Annotated in this window: 22 protein-coding genes, 1 tRNA gene and 1 pseudogene; 3 read left to right on the top strand and 21 right to left on the bottom strand. The window is 49.3% G+C overall.

The genetic code is table 11. From position 1 onward, the window contains the following. The 6 genes and pseudogenes from ACYVUT_RS00240 to ACYVUT_RS00215 all read right to left on the bottom strand — a co-directional run bounded on the left by ACYVUT_RS00240 (nt 1) and on the right by ACYVUT_RS00215 (nt 4,083). Nucleotides 1-573: a hypothetical protein gene (locus ACYVUT_RS00240; RefSeq protein ID WP_439775734.1), complete on the bottom strand. Its 573-nt coding sequence runs from the start codon at nt 571-573 to the stop codon at nt 1-3. 462 nt (nt 574-1,035) lie between these two features. After that, nucleotides 1,036-1,227 (bottom strand): annotated as a pseudogene (locus ACYVUT_RS00235) (2-hydroxymuconate tautomerase); the annotation flags it as partial. A 75-nt stretch (nt 1,228-1,302) separates the two neighbouring features. Then, a complete protein-coding gene (locus ACYVUT_RS00230) occupies nt 1,303-2,145 on the bottom strand; it encodes an NAD(P)H-binding protein (RefSeq protein ID WP_484499339.1) in 843 nt (280 codons plus the stop codon). Between the two features lie 133 nt (nt 2,146-2,278). After that, nucleotides 2,279-2,707, bottom strand: a complete 429-nt coding sequence (locus ACYVUT_RS00225) for an Rrf2 family transcriptional regulator (RefSeq protein ID WP_439775736.1) — start codon at nt 2,705-2,707, stop codon at nt 2,279-2,281. Nucleotides 2,708-2,796: 89 nt separating this feature from the next. Then, the gene (locus tag ACYVUT_RS00220) at nt 2,797-3,276 is read right to left on the bottom strand and encodes a YcxB family protein (RefSeq protein ID WP_439775737.1); all 480 of its coding nucleotides are present in this window, start codon (nt 3,274-3,276) and stop codon (nt 2,797-2,799) included. Nucleotides 3,277-3,372: 96 nt separating this feature from the next. Further along, nucleotides 3,373-4,083 (bottom strand): DUF975 family protein, encoded by a 711-nt coding sequence (locus tag ACYVUT_RS00215; protein ID WP_439775738.1) that lies wholly within the window; start codon nt 4,081-4,083, stop codon nt 3,373-3,375. A 148-nt stretch (nt 4,084-4,231) separates the two neighbouring features. On the opposite strand from ACYVUT_RS00215, the gene ACYVUT_RS00210 reads away from it, so the two are divergent. Beyond that, a complete protein-coding gene (locus ACYVUT_RS00210) occupies nt 4,232-6,997 on the top strand; it encodes a DEAD/DEAH box helicase (RefSeq protein WP_484499341.1) in 2,766 nt (921 codons plus the stop codon). Between the two features lie 25 nt (nt 6,998-7,022). Here ACYVUT_RS00210 and ACYVUT_RS00205 read toward each other — a convergent pair whose 3' ends face one another. The 3 genes from ACYVUT_RS00205 to ACYVUT_RS00195 form a co-directional block, all read right to left on the bottom strand. Continuing rightward, nucleotides 7,023-7,580 (bottom strand): ECF transporter S component, encoded by a 558-nt coding sequence (locus tag ACYVUT_RS00205; RefSeq protein WP_439775045.1) that lies wholly within the window; start codon nt 7,578-7,580, stop codon nt 7,023-7,025. 35 nt (nt 7,581-7,615) lie between these two features. Beyond that, the gene (locus ACYVUT_RS00200; protein ID WP_484499342.1) at nt 7,616-8,449 is read right to left on the bottom strand and encodes a pyridoxamine kinase; all 834 of its coding nucleotides are present in this window, start codon (nt 8,447-8,449) and stop codon (nt 7,616-7,618) included. Nucleotides 8,450-8,847: 398 nt separating this feature from the next. Then, complete coding sequence (locus tag ACYVUT_RS00195; RefSeq protein WP_484499343.1) at nt 8,848-9,369, bottom strand: GNAT family N-acetyltransferase; 522 nt, start codon at nt 9,367-9,369, stop codon at nt 8,848-8,850. A gap of 258 nt (nt 9,370-9,627) precedes the next feature. On the opposite strand from ACYVUT_RS00195, the gene ACYVUT_RS00190 reads away from it, so the two are divergent. Next, the gene (locus tag ACYVUT_RS00190; RefSeq protein ID WP_484499344.1) at nt 9,628-10,788 is read left to right on the top strand and encodes an SLAP domain-containing protein; all 1,161 of its coding nucleotides are present in this window, start codon (nt 9,628-9,630) and stop codon (nt 10,786-10,788) included. Between the two features lie 80 nt (nt 10,789-10,868). Here ACYVUT_RS00190 and ACYVUT_RS00185 read toward each other — a convergent pair whose 3' ends face one another. The 6 genes from ACYVUT_RS00185 to ACYVUT_RS00160 form a co-directional block, all read right to left on the bottom strand. Beyond that, nucleotides 10,869-12,116, bottom strand: a complete 1,248-nt coding sequence (locus ACYVUT_RS00185; RefSeq protein WP_439775041.1) for an ATP-binding protein — start codon at nt 12,114-12,116, stop codon at nt 10,869-10,871. Nucleotides 12,117-12,357: 241 nt separating this feature from the next. Next, nucleotides 12,358-12,777 (bottom strand): hypothetical protein, encoded by a 420-nt coding sequence (locus ACYVUT_RS00180; RefSeq protein ID WP_439775040.1) that lies wholly within the window; start codon nt 12,775-12,777, stop codon nt 12,358-12,360. A gap of 9 nt (nt 12,778-12,786) precedes the next feature. Next, nucleotides 12,787-13,134 (bottom strand): hypothetical protein, encoded by a 348-nt coding sequence (locus ACYVUT_RS00175; protein WP_412136719.1) that lies wholly within the window; start codon nt 13,132-13,134, stop codon nt 12,787-12,789. Between the two features lies 1 nt (nt 13,135). Then, complete coding sequence (locus ACYVUT_RS00170; protein ID WP_439775039.1) at nt 13,136-13,522, bottom strand: hypothetical protein; 387 nt, start codon at nt 13,520-13,522, stop codon at nt 13,136-13,138. A gap of 143 nt (nt 13,523-13,665) precedes the next feature. Further along, the gene (locus ACYVUT_RS00165) at nt 13,666-14,004 is read right to left on the bottom strand and encodes a hypothetical protein (RefSeq protein ID WP_439775038.1); all 339 of its coding nucleotides are present in this window, start codon (nt 14,002-14,004) and stop codon (nt 13,666-13,668) included. A 1-nt stretch (nt 14,005) separates the two neighbouring features. Further along, nucleotides 14,006-14,392, bottom strand: a complete 387-nt coding sequence (locus ACYVUT_RS00160) for a hypothetical protein (RefSeq protein WP_439775037.1) — start codon at nt 14,390-14,392, stop codon at nt 14,006-14,008. Between the two features lie 173 nt (nt 14,393-14,565). Between ACYVUT_RS00160 and ACYVUT_RS00155 the strand changes: the two genes are divergently transcribed. Beyond that, nucleotides 14,566-15,564, top strand: coding sequence for an AAA family ATPase (locus ACYVUT_RS00155; RefSeq protein ID WP_439775036.1), 999 nt, complete (start codon nt 14,566-14,568; stop codon nt 15,562-15,564). A gap of 113 nt (nt 15,565-15,677) precedes the next feature. Here ACYVUT_RS00155 and ACYVUT_RS00150 read toward each other — a convergent pair whose 3' ends face one another. From ACYVUT_RS00150 to ACYVUT_RS00125, 6 genes are all read right to left on the bottom strand, one after another. Continuing rightward, a complete protein-coding gene (locus tag ACYVUT_RS00150) occupies nt 15,678-16,445 on the bottom strand; it encodes an ABC transporter permease (RefSeq protein ID WP_404540362.1) in 768 nt (255 codons plus the stop codon). Then, entirely contained in the window at nt 16,442-17,080 is a 639-nt protein-coding gene (locus ACYVUT_RS00145) for an ABC transporter ATP-binding protein (RefSeq protein ID WP_484499345.1), read from the bottom strand. The genes ACYVUT_RS00150 and ACYVUT_RS00145 overlap by 4 nt, the downstream gene beginning before the upstream one ends. Nucleotides 17,081-17,214: 134 nt before the next feature. Then, a tRNA-Thr gene (locus tag ACYVUT_RS00140) sits at nt 17,215-17,287 on the bottom strand. Between the two features lie 83 nt (nt 17,288-17,370). Beyond that, entirely contained in the window at nt 17,371-18,945 is a 1,575-nt protein-coding gene (locus ACYVUT_RS00135; RefSeq protein WP_439775034.1) for an ATP-binding cassette domain-containing protein, read from the bottom strand. After that, a complete protein-coding gene (locus ACYVUT_RS00130; RefSeq protein ID WP_439775033.1) occupies nt 18,935-20,515 on the bottom strand; it encodes an ATP-binding cassette domain-containing protein in 1,581 nt (526 codons plus the stop codon). Before ACYVUT_RS00130 ends, ACYVUT_RS00135 begins: the two co-directional genes overlap by 11 nt. 11 nt (nt 20,516-20,526) lie before the next feature. After that, a complete protein-coding gene (locus ACYVUT_RS00125; protein ID WP_484501323.1) occupies nt 20,527-21,507 on the bottom strand; it encodes a ThiF family adenylyltransferase in 981 nt (326 codons plus the stop codon). Between the last annotated feature and the right edge of the window lie 109 nt (nt 21,508-21,616).

The raw sequence follows: 21,616 nt of genomic DNA, 5'->3' as shown, positions 1-21,616 counted from the left end.
TTACAAAAGCGCTTTCTTATTTGTCTGTTCTTCGACAATCTCAATTGCCAATTGGCAGCGGTCATAAACATCCCGCGCGCTTAGATGCAGTCCTTCAGCCAGCCACTCGTACAGGATCGCATAGATAATGTGAGCTGCATTATTCAGAGTCTTAATCGAATAGTCCCCGCTTAAGGAATGGGCATCAACGTAGCAAACTGTCTTCTTTCGCAGCAGCCATTCTACTTTCCGTGGAAAACGGGCCGCAAACTCTTTACCCTTGGCTTTCCCCTTCTCCGCATCAATCAAGGCCACCAAGTTCAAAATGAAACAGCGGTCTTTTTCCATATAGGTCAATAGTCTCTTTAAGCCGCTGGCGTAATCACCGCTTGCAAAGTACAAATGCTGGTCCAGCTTCTTTAATAGCAATTCTGCGCTGAGCTGCCGCATGCTGCCATAGTGGGCATAAAAGGTTGGCCGGGAGCAGGCAGCCAGCTTGCAGAACTTCTTGACGTTGATCTCACTGCCCCTCTCGCTGTCCAAGACCTGGGCCAGGATCTGGTTGGCTTCCAAAAGTTTGATACTGGTAATCATTTTTACTACCTCCGTTCGAGACACATTATCTGTGTCTCGAACTTTTTTTGCAGCCGGCAGCGCTAAAAGGCCGGTCTGGCGCGATTTCTTGTTTATTACGATTTAGTCGTAATGGAAAATCGGCAGCGCAGCAGCCGCCAGCCCTCTTTTCTTTCCGAAAACAAAAGCCAGCCCTGACCCTTCCTTGTCAGTGCTGGCTTCGCTGTGCTGTGTTGCGTTTTATCTTCCGCTTTCGCCTCAGTCGCTGTTTTCTACTCACTTTTCATCTATTATCTTATCACAAAACTTATACCGAGTTCAGTCAGTTCTTATACTAATTTTACTAAGATTTTTTCTTCTAAAAAAGTCCCCTCACCTTTTGTTTCTCTAGCCTTTTTCCTCTCTTGATTCACTTTGCACATTATTTCCCACCTGTTATTTTCCCGAAAAAAAGACCCACCCGCTCTGGGTGAGTCCAAATTCTTAGGCTTGTGGTTCTCTCCATTCGCCGCCTTGAGCCAGCTGCTGCTTGCCAAGTTCGCTGACAATAACAGAGATGTGTTCCTTTGGCGCGCCAGTGTCTTCTGAGATCACCCGGGTCACGTCCTTCATCATCTTTTCCAGTTGTTCTGGCGTACGGCCAGCCAAGAGTTCAATGTGTACAAATGGCATTGTTCTGCTCCTTTTTTCAAAAACAAGTAACTTTTCCTACATTATACCTGCTTTTTCAGAAAAAGCACCCCGCCAAAGCTACTTTGCCAAAAGTTCCTTGATTGCCTGGTCCAGTGGAGTCAAGCCACCCAGAACTTCTTCCAGGTCGCTGCTTTCTTCAGTCAATGAGCCATCATCAATTGGCTGCTGGAAGCTGGCGTACATTGCCGCCGTGTCATGATCCAGGCCCACGCCTTCCAAGACCTGCACGTATTCGTCCTGGCTGACCTGCTTAGCTGCAGTGTCTTCACCAGTTGCCGCGTTCAAAGCCGCTGCCAAATCCTCGTAGCTCCGTTTTGGGCCGGCAAATTCATAAACTTCCTTTGGATCGTCACTAGTCAAAACCTTGACCGCTGCTTCCGCGTATTCTCTTTCCAGTGCCCAGCCGGCAAAATTATTTGCCCAGTAAAGACGGTTGGCTGGACCTGGAGCCAGGAATGACAGATCGTTTTCCAAGTACCAGTTGTCGCGCAGGAAAGAGTGCTTGATCCCGCTCTCCTTAAGCAGCTTTTCCGTCAGCTTGTGGTCAGCTGCCAGCCAGTTGTCGCTTTCGCTGGCCTTCGGGAAGCTGGTGTAAGCCACATAGCCAACGCCGGCTTTCTTAGCAGCTTCTACCACGTTCTTGTGCTGGTCAGCTCTAGTTACTGCCCCGCCTGGCTGAGAAGAAATGAAGAGAAACTTGTCCACGCCGTCCAAAGCCTTTTCTACAGCTGTTTCATCGCCGTAGTCGGCCTGGCGGATTTCCACGCCCGGGAAAAGCTTCTTGCCCTTTTCTTCATCGCGGACGATCGCCACTACATTTTCTGCCCCAACTGCTTCGACCAGCTTCTTGACCGCGGTCTGGCCAAAGTTGCCAGTAGCCGCTGAAATAGCGTACTTCATAATTGCCTCCGTTAGTTTTCTTTTTTCTCTGTTTTGTTTACTTGTTATTTTTAAATCTACAATTATTCTAGCACGTGTATTTTTAAAGTCAACACCTTTTCCCATAAAAAAACGCCAGCTTTCGCTGACGTAATTAGGCAAGTTGCCCTTCTTCTTTTATCTGCTTGACGATTTCCTGCAGGCTGATCTCCCGCATCTTGGCAAAAGCTGCCTCTTCCACTTCCGCGTAGGCCTTGGCCAGCGGCCCTTGAATGTTGCCGCCAACTGGGCACTTCTGCTCCGTGTCTTCATCAACGTGCAGCAAGTGGTGATCCATGTCGACTGCCGCGAAAATATCATAGAGGCTGATTTCTTCCGGCTGCTTGGCCAATTCCGGCTCAGCACTCCCCTGCTTGGTCTTCAACAGCCCTGCCTTGCGCAGGTCCATCATCAGGCTCCGCACCATGCTGGGATTGGTCACGATACTGCTTGCGATCGCCCGGCTGGACAGGTCGCCATCGGGAAAAATCTCGATATAGGCCAGCAGGTGGACCGCGTCGCTCAATTTATGGGAAAATTTCATTTCTTACCAGCTCCTTTTTAAAAAGCCTGTTTTCTTAATCTTAACAGCTTTTTCCGGGATTTGCCACTTTTGCCATGTTACACGTGAAACTATTGCTGGCATTTCTCCCGCAAAAAATCGATCAGTTCCGGGCTGCAGTTCTTCTTCAAGAGCAGCATGCCTTGGTCTGAAGCCGGCATCATGATGATTTCCTCGTCAGTTTCAATATAGCGGGTGATCTGGTCATAGCGGTATTCCCCGTCCCCCCGGTTGGTCAAAATCAAAAAGTGGTCCGGGTAAAATTCGTAGCGCACGTAGTCATCCTTGATGGCCGGCATGCCCGCGTAGATTTTCTTCAACCGCCGCTTATAGAGGTAGACGATTGCCGCTGGGTAAAAAGCAATCACCAGGGCAAACATGACCGTGAAGTCGTACTGTTTCAAGGCGAAAGCCACCGCTCCGGCCGCGATCCAGATTGCTTCCGCGATCATGATGATCCGCCGCCGGCTTTTTTCCGTCACCTTCATGGCCATCCTGGTGTACTCGTTCAGGTCCATGTGCACCTCGCTGATATATAGGGCTTGTTCCATCTGCCTCACGTCCTTTCTATAAAAATTATAAGCTATTCTTCCCCGCCCGTAAAAAAAGACGCGCCATAGCGCGTCTTTGAGTCAGTCCTAACTATATTAATATTTCTCATCCTTGCTCAGCTCATAAGTTTCCGCGATTGCCAAATTATAGTATGGCATCAGCCAGATCCCCAAAATTCCCAGAGTAAAGGCGGTTAAAATGTACCAGCCCAAGAAGGACAGGTTCAAACAGAGCAGCTTCCAGACCCGGCCCTTGGTCAGCTTCCAGCCAACGCCGATTTCCGCCCAGACTGACCGCTTCTGCCCGGCCTGGACGTCTTCGTCGATCACGTAGACAACATAGGTCAGCCGCAGCTCGATCCAGACCAGCAAAACGACCAGCAAGATCAAAAGAATGATGCCTGCCACCACCGGCACTTGCGGAATGGCTGACCCAACTACCGCGGCCGCGATTGCCACGGTCCCGGTCCCGATGATCAAGGCTTCAATCACCCCATAAATGAGCAAGCGAGCAATGTGCTGGCCGGTCAAGCCGCACCAGGCATTCGGCTCTTCCCCGCCCTTTTGGATCTTATTCCGCCAGCGGTCAAAGAAGATGTAGCCGTTAGCCGTCAACAGCGCGGCCGCGATTTCCAAAAGGAAAAAGATGATATTGGCTCCGGCTCCCGACTTGGAATCGGTCGCCTGGTCAACGACATTCGGTATGATATTTGCCACAATCAGCAGCAGACCCATCGGCATATAGACCTTCTTCGGGATCTGCTTCAAGTTTTCCCGGGCCAAAGCCCGGATTTCCTTCGCTTTCATTGTTCACTCCTCTGTAAAAAAGCTTTTATTATTTTCACTATTATTATAGCGCTGATTGTTTCACATGTAACATAGTTCTTTTCCTATCTGCCCTGCTGCCAGCGTATGTTATGATGGTAAAAAATCTTTCCACAGTGAGGTCGATTCCATGGAACTTTCCCCTTTGAGCCCGCCCCGGCTCGTCAGCAATCAGCAAGAAAACATCTGGCAAACCCTGCGCCGGCAGCTGCTGACCTGCCAGTCATTCACTTGGACCGTGGCCTTCATTACCGCCGACATGCTGCCAGCTTTCAAACTGGTTATGGAAGACCTGCAAGCCAGCGGAGTCCAGGGCACCATCATCACCGGGACCTACCTGGCCTTCAACCAGCCCCGGGTTTTCGCCGAACTCTTAAAAATTCCAAATCTACAAGTCCGGATCGTAGACGGCCCCTTCCACGCCAAGGGCTATCTTTTTGACCACGGGGACTGGCAGACCGCCGTCATCGGCAGCGCCAACTTCACCCGATCCGCCCTTCTGGCCAACCAGGAATGGTGCCTCAAGGTCGACTCTCAAAACGATTCGGCTTTGACCCAGCAACTAGCCGCGGCTTTAGCAGACTTGATGGCCAAAAGCCAGCCCTTGACCCGCCTCTGGCTGGCCGACTATGAAAAAAGCTGGCAGCCACCAGCCAAGCCTGTGTTACACGTGAAACAAGAAAAGATCGTTCCCAACCAGATGCAGGCAGCCGCCCTAAAAAATCTCCAAGCCATAGTCAAAAGCGGCGCCCGCCGGGCCCTGGTGGTTTCCGCTACCGGGACAGGCAAGACCTACCTGGCGGCTTTAGCGGTCAAAGACTTTGCCCCCCGCCGCTTCCTCTACCTGGTCCACCGGGAAGAGATTGCCCGCAAGGCCCTGGAGACCTTCAAAAAAGTCATCGGCGGCAAGGACAGCGACTTCGCCCTTTTGACTGGGACCAGCCACCAGCAGGCCCGCTACACCTTCGCGACCATCCAGACCGTTTCCCAGGACCAGTTCCTGGCCAGTCAGGCTGCTGATTTTTATGACTACATCTTGATCGATGAAGCCCACCGGTCCGCCGCCCCCAGCTATCAAAAAGTCCTCAGCCACTTCAGCCCGGTCTTTTGCCTGGGCCTGACGGCCACGCCGGAGCGGATGGATCAGCAGGATATTTTTGCTCTCTTTGACTACAATTTAGCCTACGAGATCCGCCTGGCCGATGCCCTGGAAAGCAAAATGCTCACGCCCTTCCACTATATCGGCATCCGCGACTACGAAATTGACGGCCAGACTTCTGATGACTTCAGCGACCTCCGCTGGCTGGGCACAAAAGAGCGGGCCAATTACCTGCTTAAAGAACTGGACTACTACGGCTATAGCGGTCCCCGCCCCTGCGGCCTGGTCTTCTGCAGCCGGCAGGAAGAAGCCCGGCAATTGGCAGAAGCTTTCACGAACCAGGGCCAGCCAGCCCAGGCCTTGACCAACCTGGATTCTCCAGCTGTCCGCCGGCAGGCGGTCAAGGACCTGGAAAACGGCCGCCTTCACTACTTGGTAACGGTCGACCTCTTCAACGAAGGCGTGGACATTCCCGCCCTCAACCAAATCGTCATGCTCCGGGCCACCCAGTCAGCCACGGTCTTCATCCAGCAGCTGGGCCGGGGCCTGCGCCTCTACCCGGGCCAAGACTTCGTCACCGTCCTGGACTTCATCGGCAACTACCAAAACAACTATTTGATTCCCCTGGCCTTAGCCGGGAAAAAGCTCTCCCGCGACCAGCTGAAATACCAGCTGCAAACCGTCAGCTTTGCCGGCCTGTCCACCATCAACTTCAGCCGGATCGCCAGCCAGGAGATCCTAGCCTCCCTGGACAAGGTCAAGCTGGACTCACTCAAGCAGCTGCGAGAAGCCTACGGTGACCTTGCCCAGCAGCTAGGCCGGCCGCCCCTTTTGCTGGATTTTGCCAAAAAAGGCCAAGTCTCGCCCCGCCTCTGGCTGGACAGCAAGTCCCTGCCCCACTACGGGGCCTTCCTGGCCAAAATGGGTCAGCCCTGCCAGCTGTCCTCTTACGAAAGCCAGCTTCTCTCCTTCGTTACCAAGGAACTGACCCCGGGTCAACGGCCGCATGAGCTTTTGCTTTTGCAGGTTCTTTTGCAAAAAGGCAAAATCAGGCAAACTGATTTCCAAGCTCTTTTGCAAAAATACGGGGCCTACGACTCACCCGCCTTGGAAAAATCTCTAGCAGCCATCCTGTCCTTGGACTTTTATGATGTCAAAAGCGGTTCGACTACCCAAAAAGCCAAGTACGGCGGCGAGCCTGTCGCCTGCTTAAAAGACGGCTGCTGGTCTTTAAACTCCAAAATTGTCCAAGGCAGTCCGGACTTCCTTCGCCTTTTTAAAGACGCGGTCAAAACCGGCTTATTCCTCGCCAAAGAAAAAGACCCAGCGCAAGACTTCACCCTTTACGCGGCTTACGACCGCAAGGAGGTCTGCCGCCTGCTCAACTGGCCGCTAGATGTCAGCCGGCCCATGTACGGCTACCGGCTGACCGGTGACGTCTGCCCGGTCTTTATCACTTATCAAAAAACTGACCAGGAGCAAAGAAACGCCCGCTACGACAACCAAGCCCGCGGCCAGCGCCTGGCCTGGTACACCAGAACTCCCCGCCACCTGTCTTCTCCGGAAGTCCAGCAGCTCTTGCGGGGCACGGAATCCGGCCAGCAAGTCACCCGGATTCCAGTCTTCGTCAAGCGGGCTGATGCCTACGGCCCGAAGTTTTACTACCTGGGCTCGGCAAAAATTGATCCTGCCACGGTCCGCGAGGTTAAGCTCAAGGGCAAGAGCGCGGTTGGCCTGGACCTGGTCCTGCCTGATCCCCTGCCGGCCAAAATCGCCGACCAGCTTTTTGGCAATTAAAAAGGCTTCCCAGCCGGGAAGCCTTTTAGTGTGCCCGCTTCATGACGCGGACGGTAATATCTTTCAATGCAAAGTAGAGAATTGGCGTGCAAACCGCGGTTGAACAGGAGTTGATTACCGTGGCCAGCAGGCTCAAGAAGGCCGCTACCAGGGCCGGCTGCAAAGCCGTCCCGGCCATCAAGGCCTCCACGACCGTCGTCGCGTAAGAGGTAAAAATCTTGGTTACCCCGGCGATGACCGCCAAAATAATGATGTTCTTCTTGCTGTCGTTGTACTTCATGCCCTTGTAGACAGCTGACAAAACGGCAGCCACGACTACGACTTCCAGCATGGTCAGCCAGCTGGTAGCCGCGTAGCCGTTGAGAATGTCAAAGCCGCCCAGGCCGATGATCCCCGCCAAGGCCCCATTGCGGAAGCCCAGGTAGAGAATTGCCACGGCCGTCAAGGTGTTGCCGAAGTGGATGAAAGGCCGGCCCACGACTGCCGGCAGCGGGATCCGCAGGACCCAGATGCCGATATAAATCATGGCCGCGAACAAGCCGGTCATCACGACTGCTCTTAAAGAATTCTGTTCATCGCGCATTTTTCTTCTCCTCCTAAAAATAGATGATCAATGCACTAATTTTGCAACTGCCGCAAGAGCCAAGGCAGGGCCGCCGCGTAATTAGGGCCGAAGCGCTGGTCCTGGTCCAAATCAGTCGCCAGGATTGCCTTGGCCACGAAGTCTCCGGCCACGCCAGCCGCCTGCTCCAAGTCCAGCCCGTGAAGCAGGCCGGCCAAGAGGCAGCTGGCAAAAAGGTCCCCGGTACCAAAATAGCTACGCGGAATCCGGTCCTGGGTTCTTTCCCAAACCCGGCCGCCCCGGCTGAGCCCGTAAACCCCAATCCGGTTGTCGGCCAGGGGCACCCCGGTCAAAACCACCTGGGACAGGGCAAACTTCTGGGCCAGGCGCTGGGTAATCACGCAGGCCCGGTGGCTGTCAACCTCAGTAAAGTCGACCGGCTCATTCAAGAGCAGCAAGGCTTCAGTCAAGTTCGGCGTCAAAATCGTTGCCTGCCGGGCCAGCCGCTGCATCTGGACAACATAGCTGTCATCAAAGCCGCGGTAGAGACGGCCGTGGTCAGCCATGGCCGGGTCCAGCAAGATCAGTTTCCCCTGCCGGCTGTATTCTTCCAGCCCCTTCTCCCAGACCCGGCTGGCTGCCTGGCCCAGGTAGCCCAAATAGATGGCGTCAAAAGAGATATTTTCCTTGTCCCAGTGCGCCCAAATATCTGGCAGACTGGCCGACAGGTCCAGGAAGGTGTTCTCCCCGAATCCGCCCGTATGCGTAGACAAAATTGCCGTTGGCAAAGCCGCGGTCTGCAGGCCGCTGGCCCCTAACACGGGCAAGGCGACCGCCAGCGAGACTTGACCAACGCAGGATAGATCTTGACTGATCAAGACTGATTTCACTTTTGGCCCCTCCTTGTTGCTCAGTAAGCTCTATTATATGCTTGCTTAAAAAATATGAAAGCAATTCGTGCTGACTTTTTTCTAATCTGGTAATAACTAGTATAACACGCACGTTTTCATTTTCAGAGCACAAGAAAAGCCAGTTGCTTAGAAGAGCAGCTGACTTTGGTTAGGAATGTGTTGTGTATGTATAAAATTCAATGCAATGTTACATTGAGGAAAGAAAAATAAAAGAAATTTGGATGTTGCAACTTGCGGCTCTCCACAACCTCAAGCTACGAATCTAATATACAAGATAGTTGTGATGGAATTATGATCTTTTCCTTACGAATTTCAAAACAACTATTATTTTTAAACTGTTTGCTTATATTGTTTACTTATTACTTAGTAAGTATAATTTAAGCCGTGACTAATTCGTAGACGTAGCTGATTTCACTTTCCCGGTAGACCCCGTGCAGGGTGCCCACCCGCTTGAAGCCGCTCTTTTCGATCAAGTGCTGCATCGGCAGGTTGTCCTCATGGGTGTCGACTCTGACGGACTTGACGTCATTGAAGCCGCTGGTAAAGTAATTGATCACGGCCTGGTAGAGCTGTGAGGCATAGCCGTGGCCGGTATGGTCGGAGTGGATAGCTACCCGGTGAACAGTGACGTAGTCATTCGTGTCGACTTGCCAGTGGCCGTCCAACTGGTCGTAAGCGTGGTCCGGCGCTGGAATGATGGTCAAAGTCCCGACGGTTTCCCCATCGTCGGCCTTGGCCAAGTAAGCGTAGCCGTTCTCGATGTCCTCGCGGACGTGGTCAGGGTTCGGGTAGTCCCCCTGCCACTGGTCAATCCCGCTTTCCGCCAACTGGTTGCGCCCGTCCTGCAGGATCGCCATCACTTGGTCAAAATCTTTCAGTTCTGCTTTTCTGATCTGCATTTCCTATCGCTTCCTTATCTATATTGCTGGTTCATGACAACGACAAAGGGTATTTTACATAAACAGGCGGACAAGCTCAAACGATCTGCTTAAAGTGAAGCCTTTTCAGTACCAAAAAGCTGTAACATTATTTAAAAATTAGAAAAGTCTGTGTCAAGGTTTTGTAACATTACAGTTATATAATGAGAATTGTTGCAAAATAAACCACTTATTTTGAGCATTTGAAGCCAACACAATTTTTTAATGGGAGTACCTTACATGAAGCTTAAACACCTTAAACTGCTTGCATTAGTCTCCACATTGACGGCAGCTGTCAGCATGAGCTTTGCCGGCCTGGCACAGGCCAGCACGACCAGCGCCAGCAGCCGTTCTTATGGGGTCGACGTGTCAAGCTACCAGCCAACCAGCACGACCAAGTACAGCAAGGCGGGCGCCCAGTTCGTCATTGTCAAAGTCAGCGAAGGCACCAGCTACCGGAATCCAAACGCCAAGGCACAAGTAGCCAGCGCCAAGGCCAACAACCTGTTGCCAATGGCCTACCACTTCGCCAACTTCGGTTCCAGCTCATCCAGAGCCAAGAGCGAAGCGGACTACGCTATCGCCAGCGCCAAGGCTGTCAGCCTGCCAGCAGGCTCATACCTGGCTTGTGACTGGGAAACCAGCAGCGGCAACTCAACCAGCGGGAGCAAGAGTGCCAACACCAGCGCCATCATGGCCTTTATGAAGAAGATCAAGGCCGCCGGCTACCAGCCATTGCTCTACTCTGGTTCTTACCTTTTGAACAACGCGGTCAACACGAGCACGGTTACGGCAAGCTACCCTAACTCACTGTGGGTAGCCTACTACACCAGCTCAGGCCGGATCGACGCGCCAGACTTTTCATACTTCCCGTCAATGAACGGGGTCATCATCTGGCAGTTCACTGAAAACTGGAAGGGTCTGAACGTTGACGGGAACATCTCAGTTCTGCCTCTGTCAATCAGCTCAAGCTCATCATCCAGTTCTTCATCAAGCTCCAGCTCATCTAAGACGCCAGCCAGTCAAGCACCTGTAAGCAAGACTAAGAAGAAGATCATGTCTAAGTCTTACGTCTACACTTCCGCCGGCAAGAGAACCGGTGCTTACAAGAGCGCGTACACTTACGTTTACGTGATCGGCGGGATCGTCAAGATCGGCAGCAGCAACTACTACAAGATCGGGACCAACCAGTACATCAAGGCTAACAACGTTGACGGTACTGCCCGCAAGCTGGTTCACAATGCTTGGACTTACAACAGCAAGGGCAAGCGGGTGAAGTCAGTTGCTACCTTGAAGAAGGGCAAGCAAGTCTTCACTTACGGCGGCAAGCGGAAGATTGCTGGCAAGACTTACTACCGGATCAACGTCGGCCGTTACATCAAGGCTGCCAACGTGAAGTAAGCCGGACCGCGAATTAATTTTAGAAACAAACAAAGCTCTAATTGCCACAGAGGCAGTTAGAGCTTTTTTTATGATGAAAATTAGCGGTAATACTTAGTCCCCCGACCAGCGCCAACCTTAGTCAGCAAATGCCGGTCAGTCAGCTTGCGCAAAAGGCGGCTCAAACGGCTGCTGTTGATCCCAGTCATGTCAGCCAGCTCTTTTTTGGCAAGGGGCTGGTTAGGCTCCAGACTTTGCAAAATTAGTTCTTCATCTGGGCTAAGCTGCATATTTTGCTGAGCCAACGGCAAGATGACCCGTACTGACTGGCCACTGACCTTAAAGCGTGGCTGCATGGGCAGTTGGTCATAAGCTTGCTGAATTCTTCTGATTCCTGTTCCGAACAGCTCGATGTAATTCAAGCGATAAAAAACGTTGGCAATAATTGGATTGCGCGGAACGGAGACATAGCCGTCCAGATATTCTTCTTCATTGATACCGAAGGGCAGACCACCTGGCGAAGTCAATTCAATCCTGTCCTCAAACATAGCTATCTGGATGTTAGCCGGCACGTCCCAAGCCCGATGAACCAAGGCATTAGCTACTGCTTCCCGGAAGGCGGTCATCGGAATCAGCCACTTGACCTGCCGCTGGCTGCCCTCGATCACTTCATACTCATAGTATTTTTGAAATTCTTTGATTGCCTCATGATACTGAGTCAAAAGGGAGCAGTGTTTAATCGTGCGGCGATCCATGATTTCATTGATGCTTTTACCAAACCGAATCATGTCGATGCCGGGAAAAGTATTCTCATCTGCCAGCAATTCAGCAGCATGGTTATAGCCGCGCCGGTCAGAATAGAGATTCAGGCTTTTGAGAATATCCTTGGTAACCGCCTCAATACCAACCTTTTCTTGCAACTCCCGCGTCAGCTGCTCAAATGACAACGAATCAGCACTACTGGTTTGCTCGTCAAAACTCTGATTTGTCCCTTGCAAGGTTAGGCGGTTTAATTCTCCCCTGGAAACTTCAATTGATGAAGTATCATTTCTTTTATATGCCTTGCCACGATACAAGTATGGTTTATCCAAACCCTCTTTTACTTCTAAAACAACAGTTTTTTCCGGGGTAACCTGCAAAGTATAGTTGGGTTTTGGACTAATGCTGTCATTGATTTTGTTTTCAACATCCAGACAGGTCTTTTCCGGATCATCAAGGCCTACTACTTCACCCGCGTCATTAATGCCAAAGACGATCTGTCCAGTTCCGTAATTAGAGTAAGCACTGACCGTCTTCAAGAATGTATTTGTTACCTTCTCCTTGTACTCCATCGTCCGTGTTTCTTTCATCCATATCACCCCAATCGTAGCACTTTAAACGACACTTTTTCTCTTAATCATATCATTCATTTTAGCACGATTTCCGTTAATCGTCGCACTTCGATTGCATCGATTTCGCTAATCATCGCGCTTTGATTGCATCGATTATGGCTAATCGTCGCGCTTCGATTGCATCGATTATGGTTAATCGCAGCATATTGAGTTAATTTTGCCGGCTATTTACACAAGTTTTTAGACAGAAAACTAAAAGTCATGGCTTCGGAAGTAACTGTTCCATCACATCCGACCACATTTTCATGTCCTCGTGAGGACAAGCTAGCAAAACTGTCAAGGCAGGAAATTCTGTCTTTAAATACTGTATAGCTTGAACGCAACGTTTGAGAAAGAGCAAATTCATGATCTCTGAATAACAATTAAGATCCAGCTCAACAACTAAATTTGTACATTCCGGCTGAACTTCAACCAAATTTCTCAGTTTCAGCAAACTTTCTGTCTGCAACATTTTTGAAGCAGAAAGCTTCCTTTGACAAACCGGATAATCAAACAGACAGTACACAGAACCTAACTCTAAAACATCAGACACAGTTTCGCTAGACACCAAACGAAGTGGTTTAGCCGGCATCGGCAGCCGGTCTAAATGTATTGTAAGCAAAGAGTATGACTTCTTCACTGATGCCTCCTAAAAGTCAAAGGCAATGCCGGTATTGCACTTAATCGCCAGATTAGCAAATTCCAGCATCTTCTCATAAACTGGACGGACCGTATCATTCATCGGCCGCTTCATCCGGTCAAGCAACCACTCTCGAAATTTCACGCACTTGTCGGGCTCGAAGAAATCAAAATCCCCCCAGTCAAACATGGCATCAAACTTATCCCACATCTCAGTCAAGAAGCCATCGTCTTCCAAAGCCTGGGCAGTCTTCTCATCAAAGTAGTACTCAGCCGCTGGCTGACCATCGACATAATGGATTTTGTACGCTTCGTCATACTTTAATGCACGATCATCTAACGCAACTAACAACCACATGTTACATCTCTCCTCTCTTTTTAATTTTAAAGTGAGTCTCTTTTAAGTTCCTAGATGGCGTACCATCTAATTTACAAAACATTTCTACTTTTTTGTCAAAAATACGCAAGTAGCCGGCAACCTTATCGCATTTGATTTTATATCTGGTACCCTCGAAATCAAATTTCACTCCACCCTCTGTATGAAATGACCTCTTTGGATCTCCTTTAGGTACAAAACGATCTACAACCTCATTAATATTTACCTTGTTCTTAACCCAATCTTGGTTCCATTCCTTTTCCCGATCTTTGCTCCTGATATACCGGCCGCGATCAATATCATTTTGCGGCACGGTAACATTGACGTAATACTCAGAAGCTTCAGAATACGTCGATTTTGAATCACTCATTATGTTGCTCCTCTATGACACTTATCTAACCCTTAAACATCAGACGCGGTTTCGCTAGACACCAAACGAAGTGGTTTAGCCGGCATCGGCAGCCGGTCTAAATGTATCGTAAGCAAAGAGTATGACTTCTTCACTGATGCCTCCTAAAAGTTAAAAGCAATCCCGGTATTGCATTTAATTGCCAAATTAGCATACTCCAGCATTTTTTCGTACACTGGACGAACCGTATCGTTCATTGGCCGCTTCATCCGGTCAAGCAACCATTCACGAAATTTCACACACTTGTCGGGCTCAAAGAAGTCGTAATCCCCCCAGTCAAACAAGGCATCGAACTTATGCCACATCTCAGTTAAGAAGCCATCATCTTCCAAAGCTTGAGCCGTCTTCTCATCAAAGTAATACTCAACTGATGGCTCGCCATCAACATAATGCACCTTGTAGTACTTCAGAGCCCGGTCATCCAACGCAACTTGTAATCTCATTCTACATTTCCTCTCTCTTAATAATTTTAAAGTGTGTTACCTTTAAATCATCTGATGGTGTTCCGTCTAATTTACAAAACATTCCTACTTTTTTGTCAAAAATGCGCAAGTAGCCGGCAACCTTATCGCATTTGATTTTATATCTGGTACCCTCGAAATCAAATTTCACTCCACCCTCTGTATGAAATGACCTATTTGGATCTCCTTTAGGCACAAAGCGATCTACAACCTCATTAACATTGACCTTGTTCTTAAGCCAATCCTGGTTCCACTTCTTTTCCCGATCCTTGCTTCTGAGATACCTATCCCGATCAATATCATTTTGCGGCACGGTAACATTGACATAATACTCAGAAGCTTCTGAATAAGTCGACTTTGAATCGCTCATTATGCTACTCCTCTATGACACTTATCTACCCTTGCCATCCTACTTCATATTTTACTCTAGTCATGACTTGGTACACCGTCTTTAAGTATTCCAGCCTCCTTGTCCCAAAATAGTGTTTTTTGTCCCGCCTGCGATATAATAGGTTCAGCAAGCAAAGACGAGAGGCGGTACACATGAAGAAGAAGGACATAGTCGATCTAATCAAATATCACGAAGAATGCAATGATTATGCCTTTACCGAAAAAGCTCAGCAAATCGCCGATGACTTTCGGAAATTAGGAGATGAAGAACTCGGCAACTACATAGATACTTTAGTCGCCAAAGCCAATATTTTTGTGCCGCAAACTTCTTCTCTGACTTTCCTAGAAGAAGTTCCATCAACTCCAGTTGGCCAGCTGCCCTTACCGGAAAAAGTTGCTGACAAGCTTGAATGGATCGTTAACGCGGTCTACAACAGTATGAACGTGAACAAGTTCCTTTTTAAAGGCCAGCCAGGTACTGGAAAAAATTCGTCTGCCAAAACAATCTCCAAGATCCTTAACCGCAAGTTGCTAAAAGTTGACTGCCAATCCTTAATCAGCGAAAAAACTGGCCAAATTCCAAGAAATCTCGCTCAAGCCTTTTATGAGATCAACAACTATCCCTACCCTAACCAGATAATCGTTCTTTTAGAGGGAATCGATGCAATTGCTTCAGACCAGGACGCTTTTCTAAAAGGACTCGATAACCTGCTGCCCGGATTTACTATAATTGCCACGGCAAACTCGATTGAGTCCTTCAAGCTGCCATTGAGCTTGCATTTTAAGTTAATTGTCAATTTTGACCAGTACAGCCAGGAAGACTTGACCGAAGTAGCTGTCGCGATAATGAATAACGTTTACCAAGAGTACCAGGGTCTGGCGAAAAATATCCGGCTGTTTAAGAAGATAATTGCTTTATACGGAGACAGGATCCCCCTCCCTGGTGACTTGAAAAAGATGGTTGAAACTGCCGTAACCTTCAGCAACATCCAAGCAGATCCAGCTAAATACCTGCAAAATATCTACCAAAGTGTAACCGGCCACTCACCAGAACTTCACGATCTGCAAAAAGAAAATTTCACTATCCGGGAAATGGCAATTCTGACTGGCATGTCCAAAAGCACCGTTGGCCGGAAGCTAAGGCACGACTAATTTTTTTAAACAAATAGCTACATTAACTCACTCTGTGTGATGTGAGTTAATGTAGCTTTTCTTCTCTATAATATTTCTTACTGAATGCGCGTCAAGTCATGCACTCATCGCTCCTACTCCTCTTCCCGCAGCTGGCTCCGCTTGTTGAAGTAATTGCGGTAGGACAGGTAGCCCGCGATCACGGCGCCCAGGCCAGTCGCTGACAAAAGCATGAAAGTGACCATAATCTGGTACTTGATTGCGTAAACTGGGTCCACGCCGGCAAAAATCAACCCTGACATCATCCCCGGCAGGCTGACCAGCCCCACCGTCTTAGCCGAGTCGATCGTCGGCTGCATGGCAGTCTTGATGCTCCGCCGCAGGATGGTCATACTGGCCGTCTTCACGTCAGCCCCGAGGGCAATTTTTTCCAAAACCTGCTGGCGCTGGTCATGGAAACCCGTGGCTAAAGCCTTATAGCACAGGCCCATCGCCACCATCTCATTGCCGGCGATCATCCCCGTAATCGGAATGATCTGCATCGGCTTCAACTTCACCGTCTGAGTCAGCAGCAGCACGCCTAGGGTGATGTAAGTCCCGATCAAAAGAGCCACGATTGACTGCCAGAGCTGGCGGTTCGGGTTGGGATCCCGCTTGTTAGCGTTCCAGGCCGCGTTAAAAATGATAAACAGGGTCATCAAGAGGGTCAAAATGGCATTGTTGACCTGCATGATGAACTTCAAGACGTAGCCGACGATGACCAGCTGGACGATAGCCCGGCCCACGCTATAAAAAATGTCCTTGGTCAAGCCCAGCTTTTCCTTCCAGGAAATCGCCACGGACACCAGGACCAGGGCAAAAGACAAGATTAATGACAGATCGCTGACAGCCATTGATTTCATTTGAGCACTCCTCCTTTTTCCATGTGCAGGAGCTGCTTGGAAGCGGCCAGCTCCTCTTGGTCGTGGGTCACCTGCACGATCGTGGTCCCCTCCTGGTGTACCCGGGCGATCAGCTGGTGGACGATCTGCTTGCTCTCTTCATCCAGCCCTGTCGTCACCTCGTCCAACAGGAGAACCTCCGGCCGGAAAAGCAGGTTGCGGATTAAAGCCACCCGCTGCTTCTCCCCGCCAGACTGGGTGGTAATCTTTTTGTCCAGATAGTCAGCTGGCAGATCCACCTGCTGCAAGGCAACCTTAGCCCGCTTTTCATCAAAGTCCTGCTTGCGGATGGCAAAAGGCAGGGCCAGGTTGTCCTTAACCGTTTCGTCGAACAAGGTTGGCTGCTGGAAGCAGTAGGACACCTGCCGGCGGTACTGGACCAGGTCCAGGTTATCAAGATTTTGCCCCTGGTAAAAAATCTCCCCCTTATTAGGCGAGATCAAGCCCGCGATCAGCTTCAAAGTCGTGCTTTTCCCGCTGCCTGACGGCCCGGTCAAGGTGAGGTAGTCCCCCTCCTCCACCGCAAAGGAGACGTCTTGCAGGATTTTCTGGTCACCAGCCTGGTAGGACACCTGCTTGAGTTCAATGAGTGCCATTTTCTTCCTCCTGATTTCTGTAATTTTCATACTACATTTACATTATAGTCCAAAGCGGATGAAACATTTTTTATAAAAGCTTGAAGGATTTTAGGCAAGAAAAAACCGCCACCCTGCAGGTGACGGTTAAAATATGCTGACTAGAGGATTCGAACCTCCGACCCCTTCATTACTAGTGAAGTGCTCTGCCAACTGAGCTAAGTCAGCGACTCTTGTGCCTTAACACAGTTATTAATTAAACCATAAAAACGTGTCCTTGACAAGAGCTTTCGCGAAAAAAGTTGATTTTTTTAGGCGGGCAGTTTAATTTCCCGGTCAAACAGGTCCCGCTCTTCCTTAGTCAGATTGTGCGCGACCAAAACCACCGTCTGCTTGGATTGAAGCAATTTGTCTAGGATTTTCCGGCCAGCTGCTTGGTCGATCGCGCTGGTCCCTTCATCAATCAAGAGAAGCTGGCTGTCATGAACTTCCGCGCGGGCCATCACCACTTTCTGCTTCTGTCCGCCAGACAAATTGTCCCCCGCCAAGTCAACTGGCGTTTTCAGGCCTTGAGGCCAACTATCAACTGCCTCAGCCAGCTGGGCATCGGCCGCGCTGGCCTCTGCCTTTGACTCAAGATCTGGATCAAACATAGTGATGTTATTCATAACGCTACTTGGCAATAAAATTGCCTCCTGTGGCAAGTAGCCGATTTTAGTCCGGTCAGGCGTCACCCTTTTCCCAGCCTGGTCAAAAAAGCTGATCTGGCCGCCGCTGGCGACTGCTTCCCCTACCAGAAGCTTAAACAGCGTCGACTTACCAGTCCCGTTGGCCCCGGTCAAAAGTACTTTTTCACCCGGCTTGACTTGGATGTCTGGATACTTGATTTCATGTCCATTGGCAAAAGTCAGCCGAAGATCCTTTACAGAGAAGGCTGCTGGCGCTGTCCCCTTTTCTTCTGCTTGAGCCAGTGGCTGCCGCAAGTCCAGAATCTTTTCCTGCAAGCCGCGGCTGGCAACCAGCTGTCCCCGGTAATTGGCAATGTTCATCAAAGAGCCAAACAGGTACAAGCTGAAGTCATTTACCGAGGCAATCAAGCCGAATTCGAGCTGCCCGCGCGCTACCAGATAAGCAGTCAGCAGGAAAATCAGCGTGTTCCCCAAAGAATAAATAGCTTGATTAAGGTATTCCAGTTCCTGGTCAACTTTCTGCTGCTTCACATAAGCAGACTCTAATTCACGGGCGTCAGCGTGAATACTGCTTAAGAATTTTTCCCCGACCGCGTAGCGGCGCAAAGTATCAATGCCATTGAGCCAGTCTGCTAGGGTCTGCAAATATTTCCGGTTGCTGGCCGAAATTTTGTCAGTAGCTTTTTGCAGCGGCTCATCAAGCACGCGCGGCAAGTACATCTGCAAGACGCTTACGACAATAACCAGTAAGAGCAGGCTCCAGCGGAAAGATGCCAGAGAACCGGCAACCAGGGCCAGCAAGACGGCCGAATGAACGATACCGCCAATAGAATCAGCGTACTGTTCCTTCAGCATTTCCAAGTCATTAGTCAATTCATTTTGCAGATTTTCCTTTGTCCCAGCCGCTTCAGCATAAGCGTGGGCAAGAACCTCCTGCCGGATCTGATGAAAATACTTTTCAAGGTGAAGTTCCCAGAAATAATCGGTCACTTGGTCAAGCAGGCTGCCGAGCAGGAGCAAGCAGAGCTGCAGAGCTGCAAACAGCAGAAACTGCTGAAAATGCCGGTCTTTTATCGCGCTGAACTCCCAGGTCAAGGCAAAAGCCGCCCATGCCGTCAGCAAAGCCGTCGATGCCCGGGCCAACAATAATGCCGGAAAGCGGCCGGGATTTAGCCGAAACAAATCTTTAATTTGCAAAATCTTCCCCTTCTTTCAGATTGATCACTTGATCAAATCGCTCCCGCTCTTCGAGCGGTAAATTATGCCCAACAAAAATCAAAGTCTGCTTCCGGGCCAGCAGAAGTGGCAAAATTTTCTGCCGGCTGGCCTGGTCAAGCGCACTCAACGGTTCATCCATCAAAGATACTTTTTTATGGCGCAAGAGTCCGCGGGCCAGGAAAATCTTCTGCTTCTGCCCGCCGGACAGGTCTGCCTGCCGGGGACCGACTTCACGGCCGAGGTCAGCTGCCTTGGGAAAGTCCCGGTCTAAGCCAACCTTTTGCAGTACCTCCGCCAATTCACTTTGCTTTTTGCCATCATACATGGTGATATTGTCAGCGACCGTTCCTGGAAAAATCCAGCCAGCCTGCGGCAGATATTCAAAAGACCGGGCCGGATTTGGGATTTCCTTTCCTTCAGAATCCAAATATGTCAACTGGCCTTTGCTGGGTTTAATTTGGCCAAGCAGGAGTTTGAGCAAGCTGCTTTTCCCGCAGCCACTCGGCCCGGTAAGCAAGACCTTCTCCCCTGCCTTGATCGTAAAATCAGGATATTTGATCACTTGCCCGCCCAAGTTCGCTTCTATTCCCCGGCCGACAATCGTTTGGGGATCTTCAGTCTTCGTGGTCGCTTGAACTTGCAAATGCTGGAGCATGTTTTCATTCAGCTTAGTCGTTGATTTTGCTGAAATATACGCCGAAAAAGCTTCTTGCAGGGAACTGAAAACGCCATTGGCTAAATAACCAGCAGCGATGATTGCCCCGAAAGCCACCTGGCCTCTAAAGTACAGTATTCCCGCCAGAAAAGGGACTCCCACGATCCCGATATTGTCGACTATTTCTTGCGTGAATTCCGCGACTGACAGGCAAGCTTGCCGCTTGATCCGGGCGTCCTCCAATTTTTGGCTTTCCTCACCAAGCTGCCGGCACAGTACCTTTTTTAAAGAAAAACGCCGCAGTTCCTCAATCGCTGCCAGCCACTGGTCCAGTGCCTGCAGATACTTTTGATTGCGGTTAACCACGGCTTCAGTTGCCGCGCTGCTTTTTTCTTCAAAGAGCTTCGGCACAAAAAGAGCCACAATAGCGATTGCCCAAGCACAAAGAACCAGTTGCCAATTAAAGGAAAGAATTGCCACACTGACAAAAAAGGCGTAGAGCACATTGTTGACGAAATAATAGATGCTTTGCCAATAATCTTGGTTGATCACCTGCAAATTATTGACCAAGTCATTCTGCAGATCAGCTGTCGGCCACTGATCATTGCTGCCATAGTAGGCCTGCAGCAAATTTTGCCGGTAGCTGTCGCTCGCTGCTTGACTCTGCTGGCTGAACAAGTAGTTGTTTACCGCCAAAAGCAGGTTGCCAAACAAATCCAAAGCTAATTTAAGCAGGGCTAGGCCGAAAAGCCAAGTAAATTTTCCACCAATCAAGCTGTTCAGCTGCGGGCTGATCAAGTACAGACTGTAGGCTGACACAGCTTGAAACAAAACGCTCAGCGCCAGCAATACGGCTGCCCGCGGCCGATTAGCTTTCAGCCACAATTTTAGCAATTTACTCCTCCTTATCCCGCTACAGAAACATTAATCTTCAAGATTGTCCATCCATCAAAATCTATCTGAATAGCATCTTTCGGAATTCGAATTCCAGTTAGAAACATAATTGCGTAGTAACTAGCCATGCCCGCGGCCATTGCTGTTACAGATGAGATTGCAGCCATTGGAAAACTGTTGTCAATTATGCAGTCTTTTGTAATCTGTTCCTTACCTAAAAATTCACTGTAATCTCTTGTTACACCTGGAATTTTAGGATACACATTTGCTGCAGTTGAAGCGTAGCTGCTAAATATCACAGCTTTTTTAGTCTTATTAGCAACTTCATCAAACCAGCTGTCTAATTCTGCTGGTTGATCCATCGAATTTACAATCAGATCAGTTTCAGCATCAATATTCGCTTCGATATCATCCGTACCTGTAATCTTACAATGTACAGTCTCCACATTAACAGTGCTGTCTATCTTCTTTAAGTAATCTGAACATGCCAGTATCTTAGCTTTATTTACATCGCTTTCCACATAAGCAGTTTGTCTCGTGAGATTTGATTCTTCCGCTGTATCAAAATCAACCAGTTTTATGTCCTTTACTCCTGCTCTAACCAGGTATTCAGCCATTGCAGATCCAATCCCACCAACTCCAAACACAGCTACTTTTGCTTTTTGCAATTTTTCTTGGTATATATTTGGATCAACATTGTCAGACGTGTCCATCCATTCAAAGAAGCTGATACTTCTGGAATATTTTGAGTTATCGCTATACGAATTAGTAGTAATTAAGCCTAAAGACCGAAATTTCTCAATTATATTGATCAGTTCTTGATCTGAAATCTTCAAGTCTTTTCTGTCCAGTTCCCCGTTTAAGTATTTAATGACTTTTTCATTCAATTCGGTATCCGGCACTTTTCTGATTAATCCTTTATTCCCGATACCAAATACAATTTGATCTCCATTGATCAGAGGTTGTAAGGTCCTTTTTATACGTAAATCCATGCTTTCTCCTCCATATACAAAAAGCGCCAAACACAATTAGTGCTTGACGCCTCAAAACTAAGCTATCTTGTACCACAGCCCTTACGCCAACCGATTCTATCACTGTTGC

It is taken from the genome of Lactobacillus sp. WILCCON 0059, from assembly GCF_057197985.1.
The sequence above is the reverse complement of the archived record's forward strand: the minus strand, read 5'-3'. Positions and strand labels throughout refer to the sequence as shown.

Excerpts from the sequence above, each read along its gene's own strand:
- ACYVUT_RS00240 (WP_439775734.1), bottom strand. The coding sequence starts at position 573 with ATGATTACCAGTATCAAACTTTTGGAAGCCAACCAGATCCTGGCCCAG.
- ACYVUT_RS00230 (WP_484499339.1), bottom strand. The coding sequence starts at position 2,145 with ATGAAGTACGCTATTTCAGCGGCTACTGGCAACTTTGGCCAGACCGCG.
- ACYVUT_RS00225 (WP_439775736.1), bottom strand. The coding sequence starts at position 2,707 with ATGAAATTTTCCCATAAATTGAGCGACGCGGTCCACCTGCTGGCCTAT.
- ACYVUT_RS00220 (WP_439775737.1), bottom strand. The coding sequence starts at position 3,276 with ATGGAACAAGCCCTATATATCAGCGAGGTGCACATGGACCTGAACGAG.
- ACYVUT_RS00215 (WP_439775738.1), bottom strand. The coding sequence starts at position 4,083 with ATGAAAGCGAAGGAAATCCGGGCTTTGGCCCGGGAAAACTTGAAGCAG.
- ACYVUT_RS00210 (WP_484499341.1), top strand. The coding sequence starts at position 4,232 with ATGGAACTTTCCCCTTTGAGCCCGCCCCGGCTCGTCAGCAATCAGCAA.
- ACYVUT_RS00205 (WP_439775045.1), bottom strand. The coding sequence starts at position 7,580 with ATGCGCGATGAACAGAATTCTTTAAGAGCAGTCGTGATGACCGGCTTG.
- ACYVUT_RS00195 (WP_484499343.1), bottom strand. The coding sequence starts at position 9,369 with ATGCAGATCAGAAAAGCAGAACTGAAAGATTTTGACCAAGTGATGGCG.
- ACYVUT_RS00190 (WP_484499344.1), top strand. The coding sequence starts at position 9,628 with ATGAAGCTTAAACACCTTAAACTGCTTGCATTAGTCTCCACATTGACG.
- ACYVUT_RS00185 (WP_439775041.1), bottom strand. The coding sequence starts at position 12,116 with ATGAAAGAAACACGGACGATGGAGTACAAGGAGAAGGTAACAAATACA.
- ACYVUT_RS00175 (WP_412136719.1), bottom strand. The coding sequence starts at position 13,134 with ATGTGGTTGTTAGTTGCGTTAGATGATCGTGCATTAAAGTATGACGAA.
- ACYVUT_RS00170 (WP_439775039.1), bottom strand. The coding sequence starts at position 13,522 with ATGAGTGATTCAAAATCGACGTATTCTGAAGCTTCTGAGTATTACGTC.
- ACYVUT_RS00165 (WP_439775038.1), bottom strand. The coding sequence starts at position 14,004 with ATGAGATTACAAGTTGCGTTGGATGACCGGGCTCTGAAGTACTACAAG.
- ACYVUT_RS00160 (WP_439775037.1), bottom strand. The coding sequence starts at position 14,392 with ATGAGCGATTCAAAGTCGACTTATTCAGAAGCTTCTGAGTATTATGTC.
- ACYVUT_RS00155 (WP_439775036.1), top strand. The coding sequence starts at position 14,566 with ATGAAGAAGAAGGACATAGTCGATCTAATCAAATATCACGAAGAATGC.
- ACYVUT_RS00150 (WP_404540362.1), bottom strand. The coding sequence starts at position 16,445 with ATGAAATCAATGGCTGTCAGCGATCTGTCATTAATCTTGTCTTTTGCC.
- ACYVUT_RS00145 (WP_484499345.1), bottom strand. The coding sequence starts at position 17,080 with ATGGCACTCATTGAACTCAAGCAGGTGTCCTACCAGGCTGGTGACCAG.
- ACYVUT_RS00125 (WP_484501323.1), bottom strand. The coding sequence starts at position 21,507 with ATGGATTTACGTATAAAAAGGACCTTACAACCTCTGATCAATGGAGAT.